We start from the raw sequence: 16,289 nt of genomic DNA on the forward strand, positions 1-16,289 counted from the left end.
TATGCACGAGAATCAACAACCACAAACCGAGGCTTTTGAGCTGAGTGAAGCAGAACGTGCCGCTATTGAGCACGAGATGCACCACTACGAAGACCCGCGTGCGGCGTCCATTGAAGCGCTGAAAATCGTACAGAAACAGCGTGGTTGGGTGCCGGATGGGGCGATCTATGAGATCGCAAAAGTGCTGGGCATTCCGGCAAGTGACGTAGAAGGCGTAGCCACGTTCTACAGCCAGATCTTCCGTCAGCCGGTGGGTCGCCATGTGATCCGCTACTGTGACAGCGTGGTTTGTCACATTACCGGTTATCAGGGCATTCAGGCAGCGATTGAGAAAAAGCTCAATATCAAGCCAGGCCAGACCACGTTCGATGGCCGCTTTACGCTGCTGCCAACCTGCTGCCTGGGGAACTGCGACAAGGGGCCGACCATGATGATTGATGAGGATACTCACAGTTATCTGACGCCGGAAGCCATTCCTGACCTGCTGGAGCAGTACAAATGAAAACTGTAATTCGTACTGCTGAAACTCATCCCCTGACCTGGCGTCTGCGTGATGACAAACAGCCGGTATGGCTCGACGAATACCAGAGCAAAAACGGCTATGCCGGTGCGCGTAAAGCCCTGGGCGGCATGGCGCCGGACGACATCGTCAGTGCGGTCAAAGACGCTGGCCTGAAAGGGCGCGGCGGCGCAGGCTTTTCCACCGGTCTGAAGTGGAGCCTGATGCCAAAAGACGAATCCATGAACATCCGTTACCTGCTGTGTAACGCTGATGAAATGGAACCGGGCACCTATAAAGACCGCCTGCTGATGGAACAGCTGCCGCACCTGCTGGTGGAAGGCATGCTGATCTCCGCGTTCGCGCTGAAAGCGTACCGGGGTTACATCTTCCTGCGCGGTGAATACATCGAAGCGGCTGAAAACCTGCGTCGCGCGATTGCCGAAGCCACTGAAGCGGGCCTGCTGGGTAAAAACATCCTTGGCACCGGTTTTGACTTCGAGCTGTTCGTGCACACCGGGGCAGGGCGTTATATCTGTGGTGAAGAGACCGCACTGATTAACTCCCTGGAAGGCCGCCGTGCTAACCCACGTTCCAAGCCACCGTTCCCGGCAAGTTCTGGCGTCTGGGGTAAACCGACCTGTGTAAACAACGTCGAAACCCTGTGTAACGTCCCGGCAATCCTCGCCAATGGCGTGGAGTGGTATCAGGGCATCTCGAACAGTAAAGATGCCGGTACCAAGCTGATGGGCTTCTCCGGTCGCGTGAAGAACCCTGGCGTCTGGGAACTGCCGTTTGGCACCACCGCACGTGAAATTCTTGAAGACTACGCTGGCGGCATGCGTGATGGCCTGAAATTCAAAGCCTGGCAGCCAGGCGGTGCAGGGACCGACTTCCTGACCGAGGCCCATCTTGATTTGCCGATGGAATTCGAAAGCATTGGTAAAGCAGGCAGCCGTCTGGGTACGGCGCTGGCGATGGCCGTCGACCACGAGATCGGCATGGTATCGCTGGTGCGTAACCTCGAAGAGTTCTTTGCCCGCGAGTCCTGCGGCTGGTGTACACCGTGCCGTGATGGTCTGCCGTGGAGCGTGAAGATCCTGCGTGCTATCGAACGTGGCGAAGGCCAGCCTGGCGATATCGAGACACTTGAGCAACTGTGTCGATTCCTGGGTCCAGGGAAAACCTTCTGTGCCCACGCACCAGGCGCCGTTGAGCCACTGCAGAGCGCGATTAAATATTTCCGCGACGAATTCGAAGCAGGCATCAAGCAGCCGTTCAGCAATACCCATGCCATCAATGGGATTCAGCCGAACCTGCTGAAAGCGCGCTGGTAAAACAGAATTTTGATTAACGCTCAGTTACGACTGAGCCAACTGGAAGCATGCTAATGGCTACGATTCATGTAGACGGCAAAGAGTATGAGGTCAACGGGGCGGACAACCTGCTGGAAGCTTGTCTGTCGCTCGGCCTTGATATTCCGTATTTTTGCTGGCATCCGGCGCTGGGCAGCGTCGGTGCTTGCCGCCAGTGTGCGGTGAAGCAATATCAAAACGCGGAAGACACGCGTGGTCGCCTGGTGATGTCCTGTATGACGCCAGCCACCGAAGGCACTTTTATTTCGATTGATGACGAAGAAGCCAAACAGTTCCGTGAAAGCGTTGTGGAATGGTTGATGACCAACCACCCGCACGATTGCCCGGTCTGTGAAGAGGGCGGTAACTGCCACCTTCAGGATATGACCGTAATGACCGGTCACAGCTTCCGTCGCTATCGCTTTACCAAACGTACCCACCGCAACCAGGACCTGGGGCCGTTCATCTCTCACGAAATGAACCGCTGCATCGCCTGCTACCGCTGCGTGCGTTACTACAAAGATTACGCAGACGGACAAGATCTGGGCGTGTATGGCGCGCATGACAACGTCTACTTCGGTCGTCCGGAAGACGGTACGCTGGAAAGCGAATTCTCCGGTAACCTGGTCGAGATTTGTCCAACCGGCGTCTTCACCGATAAAACCCACTCCGAGCGTTACAACCGTAAGTGGGACATGCAGTTTGCACCAAGCATCTGCCAGCAGTGTTCGCTGGGCTGTAACACCAGCCCGGGTGAGCGCTATGGCGAACTGCGTCGTATTGAAAACCGTTATAACGGTACCGTTAACCATTACTTCCTGTGCGACCGCGGTCGTTTCGGCTACGGCTACGTGAACCTGAAAGACCGTCCACGTCAGCCCGTTCAACGCCGTGGTGATGACTTCATCACCCTGAACGCTGAACAGGCGATGCAGGGCGCGGCAGATATTCTGCGCCAGTCGAAGAAAGTGATCGGTATCGGCTCCCCGCGAGCCAGCATCGAAAGTAACTTTGCGCTGCGTGAGCTGGTTGGGGCGGAAAACTTCTACACCGGTATCGCTCAGGGCGAGCAGGAACGTCTGCAGCTGGTACTGAAAGTGCTGCGTGAAGGCGGTATTCATACCCCAGCGCTGCGTGAAATTGAATCTTATGATGCGGTTCTGGTGCTGGGTGAAGATTTGACGCAGACCGGCGCTCGCGCTGCCCTGGCGGTTCGTCAGGCGGTCAAAGGTAAAGCTCGTGAAATGGCGGCGGCTCAGAAAGTGGCTGACTGGCAGATTGCGGCAATCCTCAACATCGGTCAGCGTGCGAAGCATCCTCTGTTTGTGACCAACGTCGACAACACGCGTCTGGACGATATCGCGGCGTGGACCTACTGCGCGCCGGTTGAAGATCAGGCCCGTCTTGGCTTTGCGATTGCTCATGCGCTGGACAGCAATTCTCCGGCCGTTGAAGGTCTCGATCGCGACCTGCAGAACAAGGTTGATGTGATTGTTCAGGCCCTGGCGGGTGCGAAGAAACCCCTGATTGTTTCCGGCACTAACGCCGGTAGCGCGGAGATCATTCAGGCTGCCGCGAACGTGGCTAAAGCGCTGAAAGGCCGTGGTGCAGACGTTGGCGTGACCATGATTGCTCGTGCGGTGAACAGCATCGGTCTGGGAATGATTGGCGGTGGCTCTCTGGAAGCTGCGTTAAGCGAACTGGAATCCGGTGCTGCTGACGCCGTTGTGGTGCTGGAAAACGACCTGCATCGCCATGCTTCTGCCGCACGCGTTGACGCAGCGCTCTCCAAAGCGCCGCTTGTGATGGTTATTGACCATCAGCGCACCGCGATTATGGACAAAGCGCACCTGGTGCTCTCTGCGGCAAGCTTCGCGGAAAGCGACGGTACGGTTATCAACAACGAAGGCCGCGCACAGCGTTTCTTCCAGGTGTATGACCCGGCGTACTACGACAGCAACACCATAATGCTGGAAAGCTGGCGCTGGCTGCACTCTCTGCACAGCACCGTTCAGAGCCGTGAAGTAGACTGGACGCAGCTCGACCATGTTATCGACGCGGTCGTGGAAAAACTGCCTCAGCTGGCTGGCATCAAAGATGCGGCTCCTGACGCAAGCTTCCGTATTCGTGGCCAGAAACTGGCGCGTGAACCGCACCGTTACAGCGGTCGTACCGCGATGCGAGCCAACATCAGCGTTCACGAACCTCGTCAGCCGCAGGATAAAGACACGATGTTTGCCTTCTCAATGGAAGGGAACAACCAGCCGTCTGCACCGCGCTCTCAGGTTCCGTTCGCATGGGCACCTGGCTGGAACTCCCCGCAGGCATGGAACAAATTCCAGGCTGAAGTGGGCGGCTCTCTGCGCCACGGTGACCCGGGCGTGCGTCTGATTGAAGCTTCCGACACCGGTCTGGACTTCTTCACCACCGTGCCGGCGAGCTTCCATGCGCAGGAAGGGAACTGGCGTATTGCGCCGTACTACCATCTGTTCGGCAGTGACGAATTGTCCCAGCGTTCTCCGGTATTCCAGAGCCGCATGCCGCAACCGTACATCAAGCTTAACCCGGCAGATGCCGCGAAGCTTGGCGTTAACGCGGGTGCGAACATCGCCTTTAGCTATGATGGCCAGACAATCAGCTTGCCGCTGATTATCTCTGAAAGTCTGACAGCAGGGCAGGTGGGTCTGCCGATGGGTATGCCTGGCATCGCGCCGGTACTGGCGGGTGCGCGTCTTGATAATCTGCAGGAGGCAAAAGCATGAGTTGGTTAACGCCGGATCTTATCGACATCCTGCTGAGCATTCTGAAAGCGATAGTTATCCTGCTGGTGGTCGTCACCTGCGGCGCGTTCATGAGCTTTGGTGAACGTCGTCTGCTCGGTCTGTTCCAGAACCGTTACGGACCGAACCGCGTGGGCTGGGGTGGTTCACTCCAGCTGGTAGCGGACATGATCAAGATGTTCTTTAAAGAGGACTGGATCCCGCGCTTCTCTGACCGCGTGATCTTTACTCTGGCACCGATGATCGCCTTTACCTCGCTGCTGCTGGCGTTCGCGATTGTTCCTGTCAGCCCGACCTGGGTGGTGGCTGACCTGAACATCGGCATTCTGTTCTTCCTGATGATGGCAGGCCTCGCCGTGTATGCGGTGCTGTTCGCGGGCTGGTCCAGTAACAACAAATACTCCCTGCTGGGTGCGATGCGTGCTTCTGCGCAGACGCTGAGCTACGAAGTATTCCTGGGGCTTTCCCTGATGGGTGTGGTGGCGCAAGCCGGTTCATTCAACATGACCGACATCGTCAACAACCAGGCTGACATCTGGAACGTTATCCCGCAGTTCTTTGGTTTTATTACCTTTGCTATCGCGGGCGTGGCGGTGTGTCACCGTCACCCGTTTGACCAGCCAGAAGCCGAACAGGAACTGGCCGACGGTTACCACATCGAATATTCCGGTATGAAATTCGGTCTGTTCTTCGTGGGCGAGTACATCGGTATTGTCACCATTTCCGCGTTGATGGTAACGCTGTTCTTTGGTGGCTGGCATGGCCCGTTCTTACCGCCGTTCATCTGGTTCGCGCTGAAAACCGCGTTCTTCATGATGATGTTCATTTTGATTCGCGCAGCGTTACCGCGTCCGCGTTATGACCAGGTAATGTCCTTCGGCTGGAAAGTGTGCCTGCCGCTGACGCTCATCAACTTGCTGGTAACGGCGGCTGTCATTCTCTGGCAGCAGCCATAAGGGGCTATAGACCATGACCTTAAAAGAATTATTGGTAGGTTTCGGCACTCAGGTACGCAGTATCTGGATGATCGGCCTGCACGCGTTTGCCAAACGCGAAACCCGGATGTACCCGGAAGAGCCGGTATATCTGCCGCCGCGCTACCGTGGCCGTATCGTGCTGACGCGCGATCCGGACGGTTCAGAGCGCTGCGTTGCCTGTAACCTGTGTGCGGTAGCGTGTCCGGTGGGCTGTATCTCTCTGCAGAAAGCAGAGACGGTAGATGGCCGCTGGTATCCTGAGTTCTTCCGCATCAACTTCTCACGCTGCATTTTCTGCGGTCTGTGTGAAGAAGCGTGCCCAACCACGGCGATTCAGCTGACCCCGGACTTCGAACTGGGTGAGTATAAGCGTCAGGACCTGGTGTACGAGAAAGAGGATCTGCTGATTTCCGGTCCGGGCAAATACCCGGAATATAACTTCTACCGGATGGCGGGTATGGCAATCGACGGCAAAGATAAGGGCGAAGCAGAGAACGAAGCTAAGCCTATCGACGTCAAGAGCCTGTTACCGTAAGGAGAGGGCAATGGAATTCGCTTTTTATATCTGTGGCCTTATCGCCATCCTGGCTACGCTGCGAGTGATTACGCACACCAATCCGGTGCATGCGCTGCTGTACTTAATTATCTCGCTGCTGGCTATTTCCGGGGTGTTCTTTGCGCTGGGCGCGCACTTTGCTGGTGCGCTGGAGATCATCGTCTACGCCGGGGCCATCATGGTGCTGTTCGTCTTCGTGGTGATGATGCTGAACCTGGGCGGCTCTGAAATTGAGCAGGAACGTCAGTGGTTAAAACCGCAGGTCTGGATTGGCCCGGCGATCCTGTCGGCCATCATGCTGGTGGTCATTGTTTACGCCATTCTGGGCGTGAATGATCAGGGCATCGACGGCACGCCAATCGGCGCTAAAGAGGTGGGTATTACGCTGTTTGGCCCATACGTCCTGGCGGTTGAACTGGCCTCTATGCTGCTGCTGGCGGGCCTGGTTGTCGCCTTCCACGTTGGCCGCGAAGAGCGTGCTGGTGAGTTGCTGAGCAACCGCACTGACGACCGCGCGAAAAGAAAAACGGAGGAACGCGCATGATCCCCTTAACACATGGACTGATCCTCGCTGCGATTTTATTCGTTCTGGGCTTAACCGGTCTGGTTATCCGCCGCAATCTGCTGTTTATGCTGATCGGTCTGGAAATCATGATTAACGCCTCCGCGCTGGCCTTCGTGGTCGCCGGAAGCTACTGGGGCCAGACCGATGGTCAGGTGATGTACATTCTCGCCATCAGCCTCGCGGCTGCCGAAGCGAGTATTGGCCTGGCGCTGTTACTGCAGCTCCATCGTCGCCGCCAGAACCTGAACATCGATTCAGTAAGTGAGTTGCGTGGATGAACATGCTTGCCTTAACCATTATTTTTCCGCTGATTGGCTTCGTGCTGCTGGCGTTTTCTCGTGGCCGCTGGTCTGAGAATCTGTCCGCCACCGTCGGCATGGGCTCTGTGGGTCTGGCTGCGCTGGTGACAGCGTATGCGGGTATCGACTTCTTTAATAACGGGCGTCAGGCCTTCAGCGTTCCGCTGTGGACCTGGATGTCGGTCGGTGATTTCAACATCGGTTTCAACCTGGTGCTGGATGGTCTCTCTCTGACCATGCTCTCCGTGGTAACCGGCGTGGGCTTCCTGATCCACATGTTTGCCTCCTGGTATATGCGCGGTGAAGAGGGTTACTCCCGCTTCTTCGCCTACACCAACCTGTTTATCGCGAGCATGGTTGTTCTGGTGCTGGCCGATAACCTGCTGTTGATGTATCTCGGCTGGGAAGGCGTGGGTCTCTGCTCTTATCTGCTGATCGGCTTCTACTATACCGATCCGAAGAATGGCGCAGCGGCCATGAAAGCGTTTGTCGTGACCCGTGTGGGTGACGTCTTCCTCGCCTTCGCGCTGTTCATTCTCTACAACGAACTGGGCACGCTGAATTTCCGCGAAATGGTGGAACTGGCGCCAGCGCACTTCGCTGCCGGCAATGACATGCTGTGGTGGGCAACGCTGATGCTGCTGGGTGGTGCCGTGGGTAAATCCGCGCAGCTGCCGTTGCAGACATGGCTGGCCGACGCGATGGCAGGTCCAACGCCTGTCTCCGCGCTGATCCACGCCGCAACCATGGTTACCGCTGGGGTCTACCTGATTGCGCGTACGCATGGTCTGTTCCTGATGACGCCGGAAATTCTGCATCTGGTGGGTATCGTTGGTGCGGTAACGCTGGTGCTGGCAGGCTTTGCCGCGCTGGTGCAAACCGACATCAAACGCGTTCTCGCGTACTCCACCATGAGCCAGATTGGTTATATGTTCCTGGCACTGGGTGTTCAGGCATGGGACGCAGCCATTTTCCACCTGATGACGCACGCGTTCTTTAAAGCGCTGCTGTTCCTCTCATCCGGTTCCGTGATTCTGGCCTGCCACCACGAGCAGAACATCTTCAAGATGGGCGGACTGCGTAAGTCCATTCCGCTGGTTTATGTCTGCTTCCTGGTGGGCGGCGCGGCGCTGGCGGCACTGCCGCTGATTACCGCGGGCTTCTTCAGTAAGGACGAAATCCTTGCCGGTGCCATGGCGAATGGTCATATCAATCTGATGGTTGCGGGTCTGGTCGGTGCGTTCATGACCTCCCTGTATACCTTCCGTATGATTTTCATCGTATTCCACGGTAAAGAACAAATTCACGCTCACGCAGGGAAGGGGATTACTCATCACCTGCCGCTGATTGTGCTGCTGGTACTCTCCACCTTCGTTGGCGCACTGATTGTGCCACCGCTGCAGGGCGTACTGCCGGACACCACCGAGCTTGAGCACGGTCGCGTTCTGACGCTTGAAATTACCTCGGGTGTGGTCGCTATCGCGGGCATCCTGATCGCAGCATGGCTGTGGCTGGGCAAACGTACGCTGGTGACTGCCGTTGCCAACAGTGCGCCAGGCCGCCTGCTGGGGACCTGGTGGTACAATGCGTGGGGCTTCGACTGGCTGTACGACATGATCTTCGTCAAGCCGTTCCTGGGCATTGCGTGGCTGCTGAAACGCGATCCGCTGAACTCCCTGATGAATATCCCGGCGATCCTTTCCCGCTTTGCAGGTAAAGGCCTGCTGTTCAGCGAGAACGGTTACCTGCGCTGGTATGTGGCGTCCATGAGCATCGGTGCGGTTGTCGTGCTGGCGCTGCTGATGGTGTTGCGTTGATCGTTAAGTGAATTTTATTCGAATTCGTTGAAAATCAGGCCCCTGCTGGGGGCCTTAAAAAGGAATGTAAATCGCCATGTTACTACCCTGGCTAATATTAATTCCCTTCATCGGCGGCTTCCTGTGCTGGCAGACTGAACGCTTTGGCGTGAAGATGCCGCGCTGGATCGCGCTGATCACCATGGGATTGACGCTCGCGCTTGGTCTGCAACTGTGGTTGCAGGGTGGCTACTCTCTGACGCAGTCTGCGGGGATTCCGCAGTGGCAGTCTGAATTTATTCTGCCGTGGATCCCGCGTTTTGGGATAACCATTCACCTGGCTATCGACGGTCTGTCGCTGCTGATGGTGGTGCTGACGGGTCTGCTCGGCGTTCTGGCGGTACTCTGCTCCTGGCGAGAAATTGAAAAATACCAGGGCTTCTTCCACCTGAACCTGATGTGGATCCTGGGCGGCGTTATCGGCGTATTCCTTGCCATCGACATGTTCCTGTTCTTCTTCTTCTGGGAGATGATGCTGGTGCCGATGTACTTCCTGATCGCGCTGTGGGGCCATAAGGCGTCCGACGGTAAAACGCGTATCACGGCGGCAACCAAGTTCTTCATCTATACCCAGGCGAGCGGTCTGGTGATGTTGATTGCGATTCTGGCGCTGGTGTTTGTTCACCACACCGCGACCGGTATCTGGACCTTCAACTATGAAGACCTGCTGAAGACCCCGATGTCTCACGGTGTGGAATACCTGCTGATGCTGGGCTTCTTCATTGCCTTCGCGGTGAAAATGCCGGTGGTTCCCCTGCACGGCTGGCTGCCAGACGCGCACTCACAGGCACCAACGGCGGGTTCCGTTGACCTGGCGGGGATCTTGCTGAAAACCGCGGCCTACGGTCTGCTGCGTTTCGCTCTGCCGCTGTTCCCGAATGCGTCCGCTGAGTTCGCGCCAATTGCGATGTGGCTTGGTGTGATCGGTATCTTCTACGGTGCCTGGATGGCCTTCACGCAGTACGACATTAAACGTCTGATTGCGTACACCTCCGTTTCCCACATGGGCTTTGTACTGATTGCCATCTACACCGGCAGCCAGCTGGCTTACCAGGGTGCGGTTATCCAGATGATTGCGCACGGTCTGTCCGCAGCCGGTCTCTTCATCCTGTGTGGTCAGCTGTACGAACGTCTTCACACCCGTGACATGCGTATGATGGGCGGTCTGTGGAGCAAAATTAAATGGCTGCCAGCGCTCTCTATGTTCTTCGCGGTGGCCACGCTGGGTATGCCAGGCACCGGTAACTTCGTCGGCGAATTTATGATTCTGTTCGGCAGCTTCAAAGTGGTGCCGGTCATTACCGTGATCTCCACCTTTGGTCTGGTGTTCGCTTCCGTTTACTCGCTGGCGATGCTGCATCGCGCTTACTTCGGTAAAGCGAAGAGCGAAATTGCTGCAAAAGAACTGCCGGGGATGTCGCTGCGTGAGCTGTTCATCATCCTGCTGCTGGTCGTACTGCTGGTGCTGTTGGGCTTCTTCCCGCAGCCAATTCTGGATACCTCGCACTCCGCGATGGGGAATATCCAGCAGTGGTTTGTTAATTCTGCTTCTACTACAAGGCCGTAATTCGCCATGACAATAACTCCACAACAACTGATCGCGCTGCTACCGCTGCTGATCGTCGGATTGACGGTGGTGGTTGTGATGCTCTCCATTGCGTGGCGACGCAATCACTTCCTAAATGCCACGCTGTCGGTCATCGGTCTGAACGCCGCATTAGTCTCTCTCTGGTTTGTTGGCCAGGGCGGGGCGATGGACGTCACTCCACTGATGCGCGTTGACGGCTATGCCATGCTGTACTCGGGTCTGGTTCTGCTGGCGAGCCTGGCAACCTGTACGTTTGCGTACCCATGGCTGGAAGGCTACAACGACAACAAAGAAGAGTTTTACCTGCTGGTACTGATTGCCGCGCTGGGCGGTATTCTGCTGGCGAATGCGAACCATCTGGCTGCGCTGTTCCTCGGTATTGAGCTTATCTCTCTGCCGCTGTTCGGTCTGATTGGTTACGCCTTCCGTCAGAAACGTTCTCTGGAAGCGAGCATCAAGTACACCATTCTGTCTGCTGCCGCGTCGTCTTTCCTGCTGTTTGGTATCGCGCTGCTGTACGCACAGTCCGGTAATCTCTCTTTCATGGCGCTCGGCAAGAGCCTCGGCGACGGTATGCTGCACGAACCGCTGCTGCTGGCGGGTCTGGGCATGATGATTGTTGGCCTTGGCTTTAAGCTCTCTCTGGTTCCGTTCCACCTGTGGACGCCAGACGTCTACCAGGGCGCGCCTGCTCCAGTCTCAACCTTCCTGGCGACGGCGAGCAAAATCGCTATCTTCGGGGTGGTGATGCGTCTGTTCCTGTATGCGCCGGTGGGTGACAGCGAAGCGGTTCGCGTGGTGCTGGGTATCATCGCGTTTGCTTCCATCATCTTCGGTAACCTGATGGCGCTGAGCCAGACCAACATTAAACGTCTGCTGGGCTACTCATCTATCTCCCACCTGGGCTACCTGATGGTGGCACTGATTGCGCTGCAGAGCGGTGAGATGTCGATGGAGACCGTCGGTGTTTACCTGGCCGGTTACCTGTTCAGCAGCCTCGGCGCGTTCGGCGTGGTGAGCCTGATGTCCAGCCCGTACCGTGGTCCGGATGCAGATTCCCTGTTTTCCTACCGTGGTCTGTTCTGGCACCGTCCGATTCTGTCCGCTGTTATGACCGTGATGATGCTCTCTCTGGCGGGTATTCCGATGACGCTGGGCTTTATCGGTAAGTTCTACGTGCTGGCAGTGGGTGTGCAGGCACACCTGTGGTGGCTGACGGCGGGCGTGGTGATCGGCTCTGCAATCGGTCTCTACTACTACCTGCGTGTGGCCGTGAGTCTGTATCTGAGTGCACCTCAGCAGCTGAACCGCGATGCGCCGCGTAACTGGCAGTACAGCGCCGGTGGTATCGTGGTACTGATCTCCGCGCTGCTGGTACTGATCTTCGGTATCTATCCACAGCCGCTGATCACCATCGTGCAGCACGCGATGCCGCTGATGTAATCACGTTGCTGTTTGACCGCAGTGAATAAAAAAACCCGCCTCGGCGGGTTTTTTGTTGGCTTGCGGCCTTGCCCTGTCGGGAAGGCGTGAGCCTGCTGAAAGTTAAGCCAGCTGTTTACGGCTAATCAGCGGACCGTCAATCTTCTTCATTGACCGATCCAGAACTTCTTCAATGACTGACGACAGTTCATTGAGTTCAAACTTTGCCACGTAACCGTCGGCTTTCACCTTACGAATATGATCTTCGTTAGCATTGCCGGAGAGGGAAGAGTGGATCACCACCGGAATATCTTTCAACAGCGGGTCGGTTTTGATTTTACGCGTCAGGGTAAAGCCGTCCATCTCCGGCATTTCCAGGTCGGTCAGCACCAGTGCAATCTTATCGGTAATCGGCACACCTTCAGCCTGAGCCTGCGCCGCCAGCACGCTAATTTTCTCCCATGCGTCTTTGCCGGTGATATGCAGCTGCGCCGGGATCTCCATCGCCTGCAGACCTTTTTCCAGCATCGAGCGTGCCACTTTTGAGTCTTCGGCGACAATCGCGACGGCACCGGGCTTGATGTGGAATTTCGTGGTCTTCAGATCCGTGGCATGCAGGTCGTGGTTGGCCGGGGTGATGTCATACAGGATCTGCTCAACGTCGAGCACCATCGCCAGCTCATTGGTATCGGTCTTCTCATCCAGACAGGCGATACTGGTGATATACCGCCCGCTGACGGCAGTTTCCGCCGCGTGCACCTGCTTCCAGTCAAGACGCATGATGTTCTCAACGGATTCCACCGCAAAAGCCTGCACGCTGCGGGCATATTCCGTGATCAGCAGGATGTTCAGCCCGGTGGTTGGCTTACAGCCCGCCACGGCGGCCAGGTCGATTACTGGGATAACCTGATCGCGAATATTCACCATGCCCATCAGCGGTGATTTCATCCCGGCGGGTTTCGTGAACTCTGGCATCGGCACAATTTCACGCAGCTTAAAGACGTTAATGCCAAACAGCTCGGATTTATTTGCGTTCAGAGAGGTGCCAAGACGGAACAGCAACAGTTCAAAACGGTTCGACAGGGTGAGATTCGCCCTGTCATCAATATCTTTCTGGAAATTATCCATTCTACCCTCGAGAGAAATGCTGACCTTTTAATCGTTATCGGCACTCTGAGAGAAAAATGAAGGACTAAACGCTGACCTTAGCGAAATCTTCGGCCAGCTCACATTCCTGGAACCGTCCACGGCACTCTGCCAGCAGGCGTTCACAGCCCCGGGCATCGTAGCGCGAGCTGACATGGGTGACGATCAGTTTCCCGACGCCCGCGTCACGCGCAAGCTGCGCCGCCTGGTGCGTAGAGCTATGGCCCCGGCTGTTGGCTTTCTCTTCCATCGCCGCCTCGAGGGTGGCTTCATGCACCATGAGATCCACACCCTGCGCCAGCAGCAACGCCGCCGGGCACGGGGCCGTGTCGCCAAAAATCGCCAGTTTTTTCCCGGGCTGCGGGGCGGCGAGGTAATCCTGCCCGTTGATGACGCGCCCGTCTTCCAGCGTCACGGTTTCGCCCTGCTTCAGACGCTGGAACAGCGGCCCGGGTTTAATCCCGTCGGCCAGTAACGCCGACGCATTGAGCGCGCCGGGTTTATCCCGCTCCTCAATGCGATAACCATAGCACTCCACAGGATGGCTCAGGGGTTGGGCTGTCACCCGATAAACCCCGTCATCCAGCACCAGACCGGCGGTTATCTCCACTACCTCCAGGGGGTAATCTGTCCATGAGCCGCTCAGGCGCAGCGTGGTGTCGACAAATTCCCGAATACCCGCAGGCCCGTAAATCGTCAGCGGGTTGGCATTGCCCGCCATTGAGCGGCTGCACAGCAGGCCAGGCAGGCCAAACAGATGGTCGCCATGCAGATGGGTAATGAAAATGTTATCCAGTTTGCCGGGATGATACGGGGTATGTAACAGCTGATGCTGCGTCCCTTCACCGCAGTCAAAAAGCCATAATCCACCCCGCGTCGGGTGCTGCAAATCCAGCAGAATCGCGGTCACATTTCGTGATCGGGTTGGCACTCCAGCGGACGTACCGAGAAAAATCAGTTCCATAACGTAATCAGCCCTTTGCCGAACGGGGAGGGGTTTAGTATAACGTGATGAACCCAGGAAGGAGACTGACATGATCCAGTGGCAAGATTTACACCATAGTGAGCTCACGGTAGCGTCACTTTACGCGCTGCTTAAACTGCGTTGCGAAGTGTTTGTTGTTGAACAAACCTGCCCGTATCAGGATATCGATGGCGATGATCTTATTGGCGAGAATCGCCATATTCTTGGCTGGCGGGACAACGCGCTGGTGGCGTATGCGAGGATTCTGAAAAGCGAAGACGATTTTGAGCCTGTCGTGATTGGTCGCGTGATTATCAGCGGCAACGCGCGTGGTGAAAAACTGGGCTATCAGCTGATGGAAAAAACGCTGGAAGCGTGCCAAAAACAGTGGCCGGACAAGGCGTTATATCTGGGCGCGCAGGCGCACCTGCAACCGTTTTACGGGCATTTTGGGTTTACGCCCGTGACGGACGTGTACGATGAGGACGGTATTCCACACATCGGCATGGCGCGGGAAGCGAAACAGGCGTAATGGCGAGTCGTTGGCTATAGTTAGCGGACTGGTGTACTAACATGGAGAAAAATATGTCATTTCAATCCTGGGATACCCGTATCGATGACGACCTGGCCTTGCTGAGCGAAACGCTGGAAGAGGTGTTACGTTCGTCGGGCGACCCTGCCGATCAGAAATATATTGAGCTGAAAGCCCGTGCCGAAAAAGCACTGGATGATGTTAAAAATCGCGTCAGCCATGCTTCGGACAATTACTACTACCGCGCGAAAAAGGCGGTATACCGTGCCGATGATTACGTCCATGAAAAACCATGGCAAGGCATCGGGGTAGGGGCAGCTGTCGGACTGGTGCTGGGGCTGCTTTTAGCCCGCCGTTAACGTTCCTTATACGGTTAACCACTCCCTATACGTGGGTACTGCTATTTATGGTCAGTACCCCGTATAATATGCGGTTTTAACAGGGAGAGGTTCGCGTGAATTCGATTTCCACCGCGCTGGAGCATCTGCGTAGCCAGCTTACGCAAGCGTTACCCACTGCACCCGGTTTACATCACTTCGACGTCTCTTTCCCGTTAAACGACGCCTTCGATCCCCTGGCCTGGCTGGGTGTTCAGCATTGCTATCCTCAGTTTTACTGGCAACAGCGTAACGGTGATGAAGAACTTGCTGCGCTTGGTGCCGTCGCGCATTTCTCCTCTCTGGCATTTGCCTCACAGTTTTTGCAGGCGCATGATGCGGCCCGTGACACGCGTATCTGCGGCCTGAATGCGTTTAATCCCGAGCAGGGCAGTCTGTTTTTACCGCGTCTGCTGTGGCGACGTACCGCCGGACAGGCCACGTTACGCCTGCAGCTGTGGAGCGACAGTTCACTTCACGATGATGCCCGCGCCGCGCTGGATTTTCTCCAGCAGCTCGGTGAGGCGAGACCCATTCGTCCGCTGTCCGTTGAGGTTGTGCAGGAAAAGCATCATCCGGAACAACCCGAATGGCTGCGCCTTATCCGCAAGGCAACCCAGACCATCGCACGCGGTGATTTTGAAAAGGTGGTGCTCGCCCGGGCAACCGACCTGCAGTTTAAGCACTCTGTTAACCCCGTCGCACTAATGGCTGCCAGCCGCGCCCTGAACCTGAACTGCTACCATTTCTGCATGGTGTTCGATGCCAGCAACGCGTTTCTCGGCTCGACACCCGAGCGCCTGTGGCGCAGACGCGGCAAGCTGCTGCGCACGGAAGCGCTGGCAGGCACCGTCGCCAGCCATACCGATGATAAACAGGCCAAACGGCTGGGCGACTGGCTGATGAACGACGACAAAAATCAGCGTGAAAATATGATGGTGGTGGAAGATATTTGCCAGCGGCTCCAGCACCATACCCAGACGCTGGAGGTGCTGCCCGCCCAGGTTGTACGGCTGCGTAAAGTACAGCATCTGCGTCGCTGTATCTGGACCGAGCTCAAACACGCTGACGATGCACAATGCTTGCATGTTCTGCAGCCTACGGCGGCCGTCGCCGGTCTGCCGCGTCAGGCGGCGCGCGACTTTATCCGCCACAACGAGCCGTTCGACCGCGAGTGGTACGCCGGTTCTGCCGGGTATTTATCCCCTGAACAAAGCGAATTCTGCGTGGCGTTGCGTTCTGCCCGTGTTTACGAAGACGCCCTGCGGCTGTACGCCGGGGCGGGAATTGTCAGCGGCTCTGACCCGGAGCAGGAGTGGCAGGAGATAGAAAACAAAGCGGCCGGACTGCGCTCTCTGCTCCTAAGGGATTAA

General features: G+C 56.5%; 15 protein-coding genes. 13 read left to right on the forward strand and 2 right to left on the reverse strand.

The genetic code is table 11. The annotated features are described in order from the left end of the window. Position 1: 1 nt before the first annotated feature. From nuoE to nuoN, 10 genes are all read left to right on the forward strand, one after another. Positions 2-502, forward strand: a complete 501-nt coding sequence (gene nuoE, locus F8561_RS19475) for an NADH-quinone oxidoreductase subunit NuoE (protein ID WP_014170998.1) — start codon at positions 2-4, stop codon at positions 500-502. Beyond that, on the forward strand, positions 499-1,836 hold the full coding sequence (nuoF, locus tag F8561_RS19480) for an NADH-quinone oxidoreductase subunit NuoF (protein ID WP_014170996.1): 1,338 nt from the start codon (positions 499-501) through the stop codon (positions 1,834-1,836). The genes nuoE and nuoF overlap by 4 nt, the downstream gene beginning before the upstream one ends. 53 nt (positions 1,837-1,889) lie before the next feature. Beyond that, positions 1,890-4,616 carry an NADH-quinone oxidoreductase subunit NuoG gene (gene nuoG / locus F8561_RS19485; protein ID WP_151887794.1) on the forward strand — a complete coding sequence of 909 codons (2,727 nt, stop codon included), beginning with the start codon at positions 1,890-1,892 and terminating at the stop codon, positions 4,614-4,616. Continuing rightward, positions 4,613-5,590 carry an NADH-quinone oxidoreductase subunit NuoH gene (gene nuoH, locus F8561_RS19490; protein WP_014170994.1) on the forward strand — a complete coding sequence of 326 codons (978 nt, stop codon included), beginning with the start codon at positions 4,613-4,615 and terminating at the stop codon, positions 5,588-5,590. Before nuoG ends, nuoH begins: the two co-directional genes overlap by 4 nt. Positions 5,591-5,603: 13 nt before the next feature. Next, complete coding sequence (gene nuoI / locus F8561_RS19495; protein WP_003861491.1) at positions 5,604-6,146, forward strand: NADH-quinone oxidoreductase subunit NuoI; 543 nt, start codon at positions 5,604-5,606, stop codon at positions 6,144-6,146. Between the two features lie 10 nt (positions 6,147-6,156). Continuing rightward, on the forward strand, positions 6,157-6,711 hold the full coding sequence (nuoJ, locus tag F8561_RS19500) for an NADH-quinone oxidoreductase subunit J (RefSeq protein ID WP_014170993.1): 555 nt from the start codon (positions 6,157-6,159) through the stop codon (positions 6,709-6,711). Further along, a complete protein-coding gene (nuoK, locus tag F8561_RS19505; protein ID WP_003861496.1) occupies positions 6,708-7,010 on the forward strand; it encodes an NADH-quinone oxidoreductase subunit NuoK in 303 nt (100 codons plus the stop codon). The genes nuoJ and nuoK overlap by 4 nt, the downstream gene beginning before the upstream one ends. Beyond that, the gene (gene nuoL, locus F8561_RS19510; RefSeq protein WP_014170992.1) at positions 7,007-8,848 is read left to right on the forward strand and encodes an NADH-quinone oxidoreductase subunit L; all 1,842 of its coding nucleotides are present in this window, start codon (positions 7,007-7,009) and stop codon (positions 8,846-8,848) included. Before nuoK ends, nuoL begins: the two co-directional genes overlap by 4 nt. Positions 8,849-8,924: 76 nt before the next feature. Next, the gene (nuoM, locus tag F8561_RS19515) at positions 8,925-10,454 is read left to right on the forward strand and encodes an NADH-quinone oxidoreductase subunit M (protein ID WP_014170991.1); all 1,530 of its coding nucleotides are present in this window, start codon (positions 8,925-8,927) and stop codon (positions 10,452-10,454) included. Positions 10,455-10,460: 6 nt separating this feature from the next. After that, positions 10,461-11,918, forward strand: a complete 1,458-nt coding sequence (gene nuoN, locus F8561_RS19520; protein ID WP_014170990.1) for an NADH-quinone oxidoreductase subunit NuoN — start codon at positions 10,461-10,463, stop codon at positions 11,916-11,918. Between the two features lie 102 nt (positions 11,919-12,020). On the opposite strand, the gene F8561_RS19525 is transcribed toward nuoN, so the two are convergent. Both F8561_RS19525 and rbn read right to left on the reverse strand, forming a co-directional pair. Next, entirely contained in the window at positions 12,021-13,025 is a 1,005-nt protein-coding gene (locus F8561_RS19525) for a chemotaxis protein (RefSeq protein ID WP_014170989.1), read from the reverse strand. Positions 13,026-13,089: 64 nt separating this feature from the next. After that, a complete protein-coding gene (gene rbn / locus F8561_RS19530) occupies positions 13,090-14,007 on the reverse strand; it encodes a ribonuclease BN (protein WP_063934483.1) in 918 nt (305 codons plus the stop codon). 70 nt (positions 14,008-14,077) lie between these two features. On the opposite strand from rbn, the gene F8561_RS19535 reads away from it, so the two are divergent. The 3 genes from F8561_RS19535 (at position 14,078) to menF (ending at position 16,289) form a co-directional block, all read left to right on the forward strand. Then, complete coding sequence (locus F8561_RS19535) at positions 14,078-14,539, forward strand: GNAT family N-acetyltransferase (RefSeq protein ID WP_025203589.1); 462 nt, start codon at positions 14,078-14,080, stop codon at positions 14,537-14,539. 53 nt (positions 14,540-14,592) lie between these two features. Continuing rightward, positions 14,593-14,898 carry a stress response protein ElaB gene (elaB, locus tag F8561_RS19540; protein ID WP_020883147.1) on the forward strand — a complete coding sequence of 102 codons (306 nt, stop codon included), beginning with the start codon at positions 14,593-14,595 and terminating at the stop codon, positions 14,896-14,898. A gap of 95 nt (positions 14,899-14,993) precedes the next feature. After that, positions 14,994-16,289, forward strand: a complete 1,296-nt coding sequence (menF, locus tag F8561_RS19545) for an isochorismate synthase MenF (RefSeq protein ID WP_151887795.1) — start codon at positions 14,994-14,996, stop codon at positions 16,287-16,289.

The organism is Enterobacter sp. 198, assembly GCF_009025585.1.
Lineage (GTDB): Bacteria > Pseudomonadota > Gammaproteobacteria > Enterobacterales > Enterobacteriaceae > Enterobacter > Enterobacter ludwigii.

What these genes read in the sequence shown, in the direction of transcription:
- nuoE (WP_014170998.1), top strand. Translation starts at nt 2, where the DNA reads ATGCACGAGAATCAACAACCACAAACCGAGGCTTTTGAGCTGAGTGAA.
- nuoF (WP_014170996.1), top strand. Translation starts at nt 499, where the DNA reads ATGAAAACTGTAATTCGTACTGCTGAAACTCATCCCCTGACCTGGCGT.
- nuoG (WP_151887794.1), top strand. Translation starts at nt 1,890, where the DNA reads ATGGCTACGATTCATGTAGACGGCAAAGAGTATGAGGTCAACGGGGCG.
- nuoH (WP_014170994.1), top strand. Translation starts at nt 4,613, where the DNA reads ATGAGTTGGTTAACGCCGGATCTTATCGACATCCTGCTGAGCATTCTG.
- nuoI (WP_003861491.1), top strand. Translation starts at nt 5,604, where the DNA reads ATGACCTTAAAAGAATTATTGGTAGGTTTCGGCACTCAGGTACGCAGT.
- nuoJ (WP_014170993.1), top strand. Translation starts at nt 6,157, where the DNA reads ATGGAATTCGCTTTTTATATCTGTGGCCTTATCGCCATCCTGGCTACG.
- nuoK (WP_003861496.1), top strand. Translation starts at nt 6,708, where the DNA reads ATGATCCCCTTAACACATGGACTGATCCTCGCTGCGATTTTATTCGTT.
- nuoL (WP_014170992.1), top strand. Translation starts at nt 7,007, where the DNA reads ATGAACATGCTTGCCTTAACCATTATTTTTCCGCTGATTGGCTTCGTG.
- nuoM (WP_014170991.1), top strand. Translation starts at nt 8,925, where the DNA reads ATGTTACTACCCTGGCTAATATTAATTCCCTTCATCGGCGGCTTCCTG.
- nuoN (WP_014170990.1), top strand. Translation starts at nt 10,461, where the DNA reads ATGACAATAACTCCACAACAACTGATCGCGCTGCTACCGCTGCTGATC.
- F8561_RS19525 (WP_014170989.1), bottom strand. Translation starts at nt 13,025, where the DNA reads ATGGATAATTTCCAGAAAGATATTGATGACAGGGCGAATCTCACCCTG.
- rbn (WP_063934483.1), bottom strand. Translation starts at nt 14,007, where the DNA reads ATGGAACTGATTTTTCTCGGTACGTCCGCTGGAGTGCCAACCCGATCA.
- F8561_RS19535 (WP_025203589.1), top strand. Translation starts at nt 14,078, where the DNA reads ATGATCCAGTGGCAAGATTTACACCATAGTGAGCTCACGGTAGCGTCA.
- elaB (WP_020883147.1), top strand. Translation starts at nt 14,593, where the DNA reads ATGTCATTTCAATCCTGGGATACCCGTATCGATGACGACCTGGCCTTG.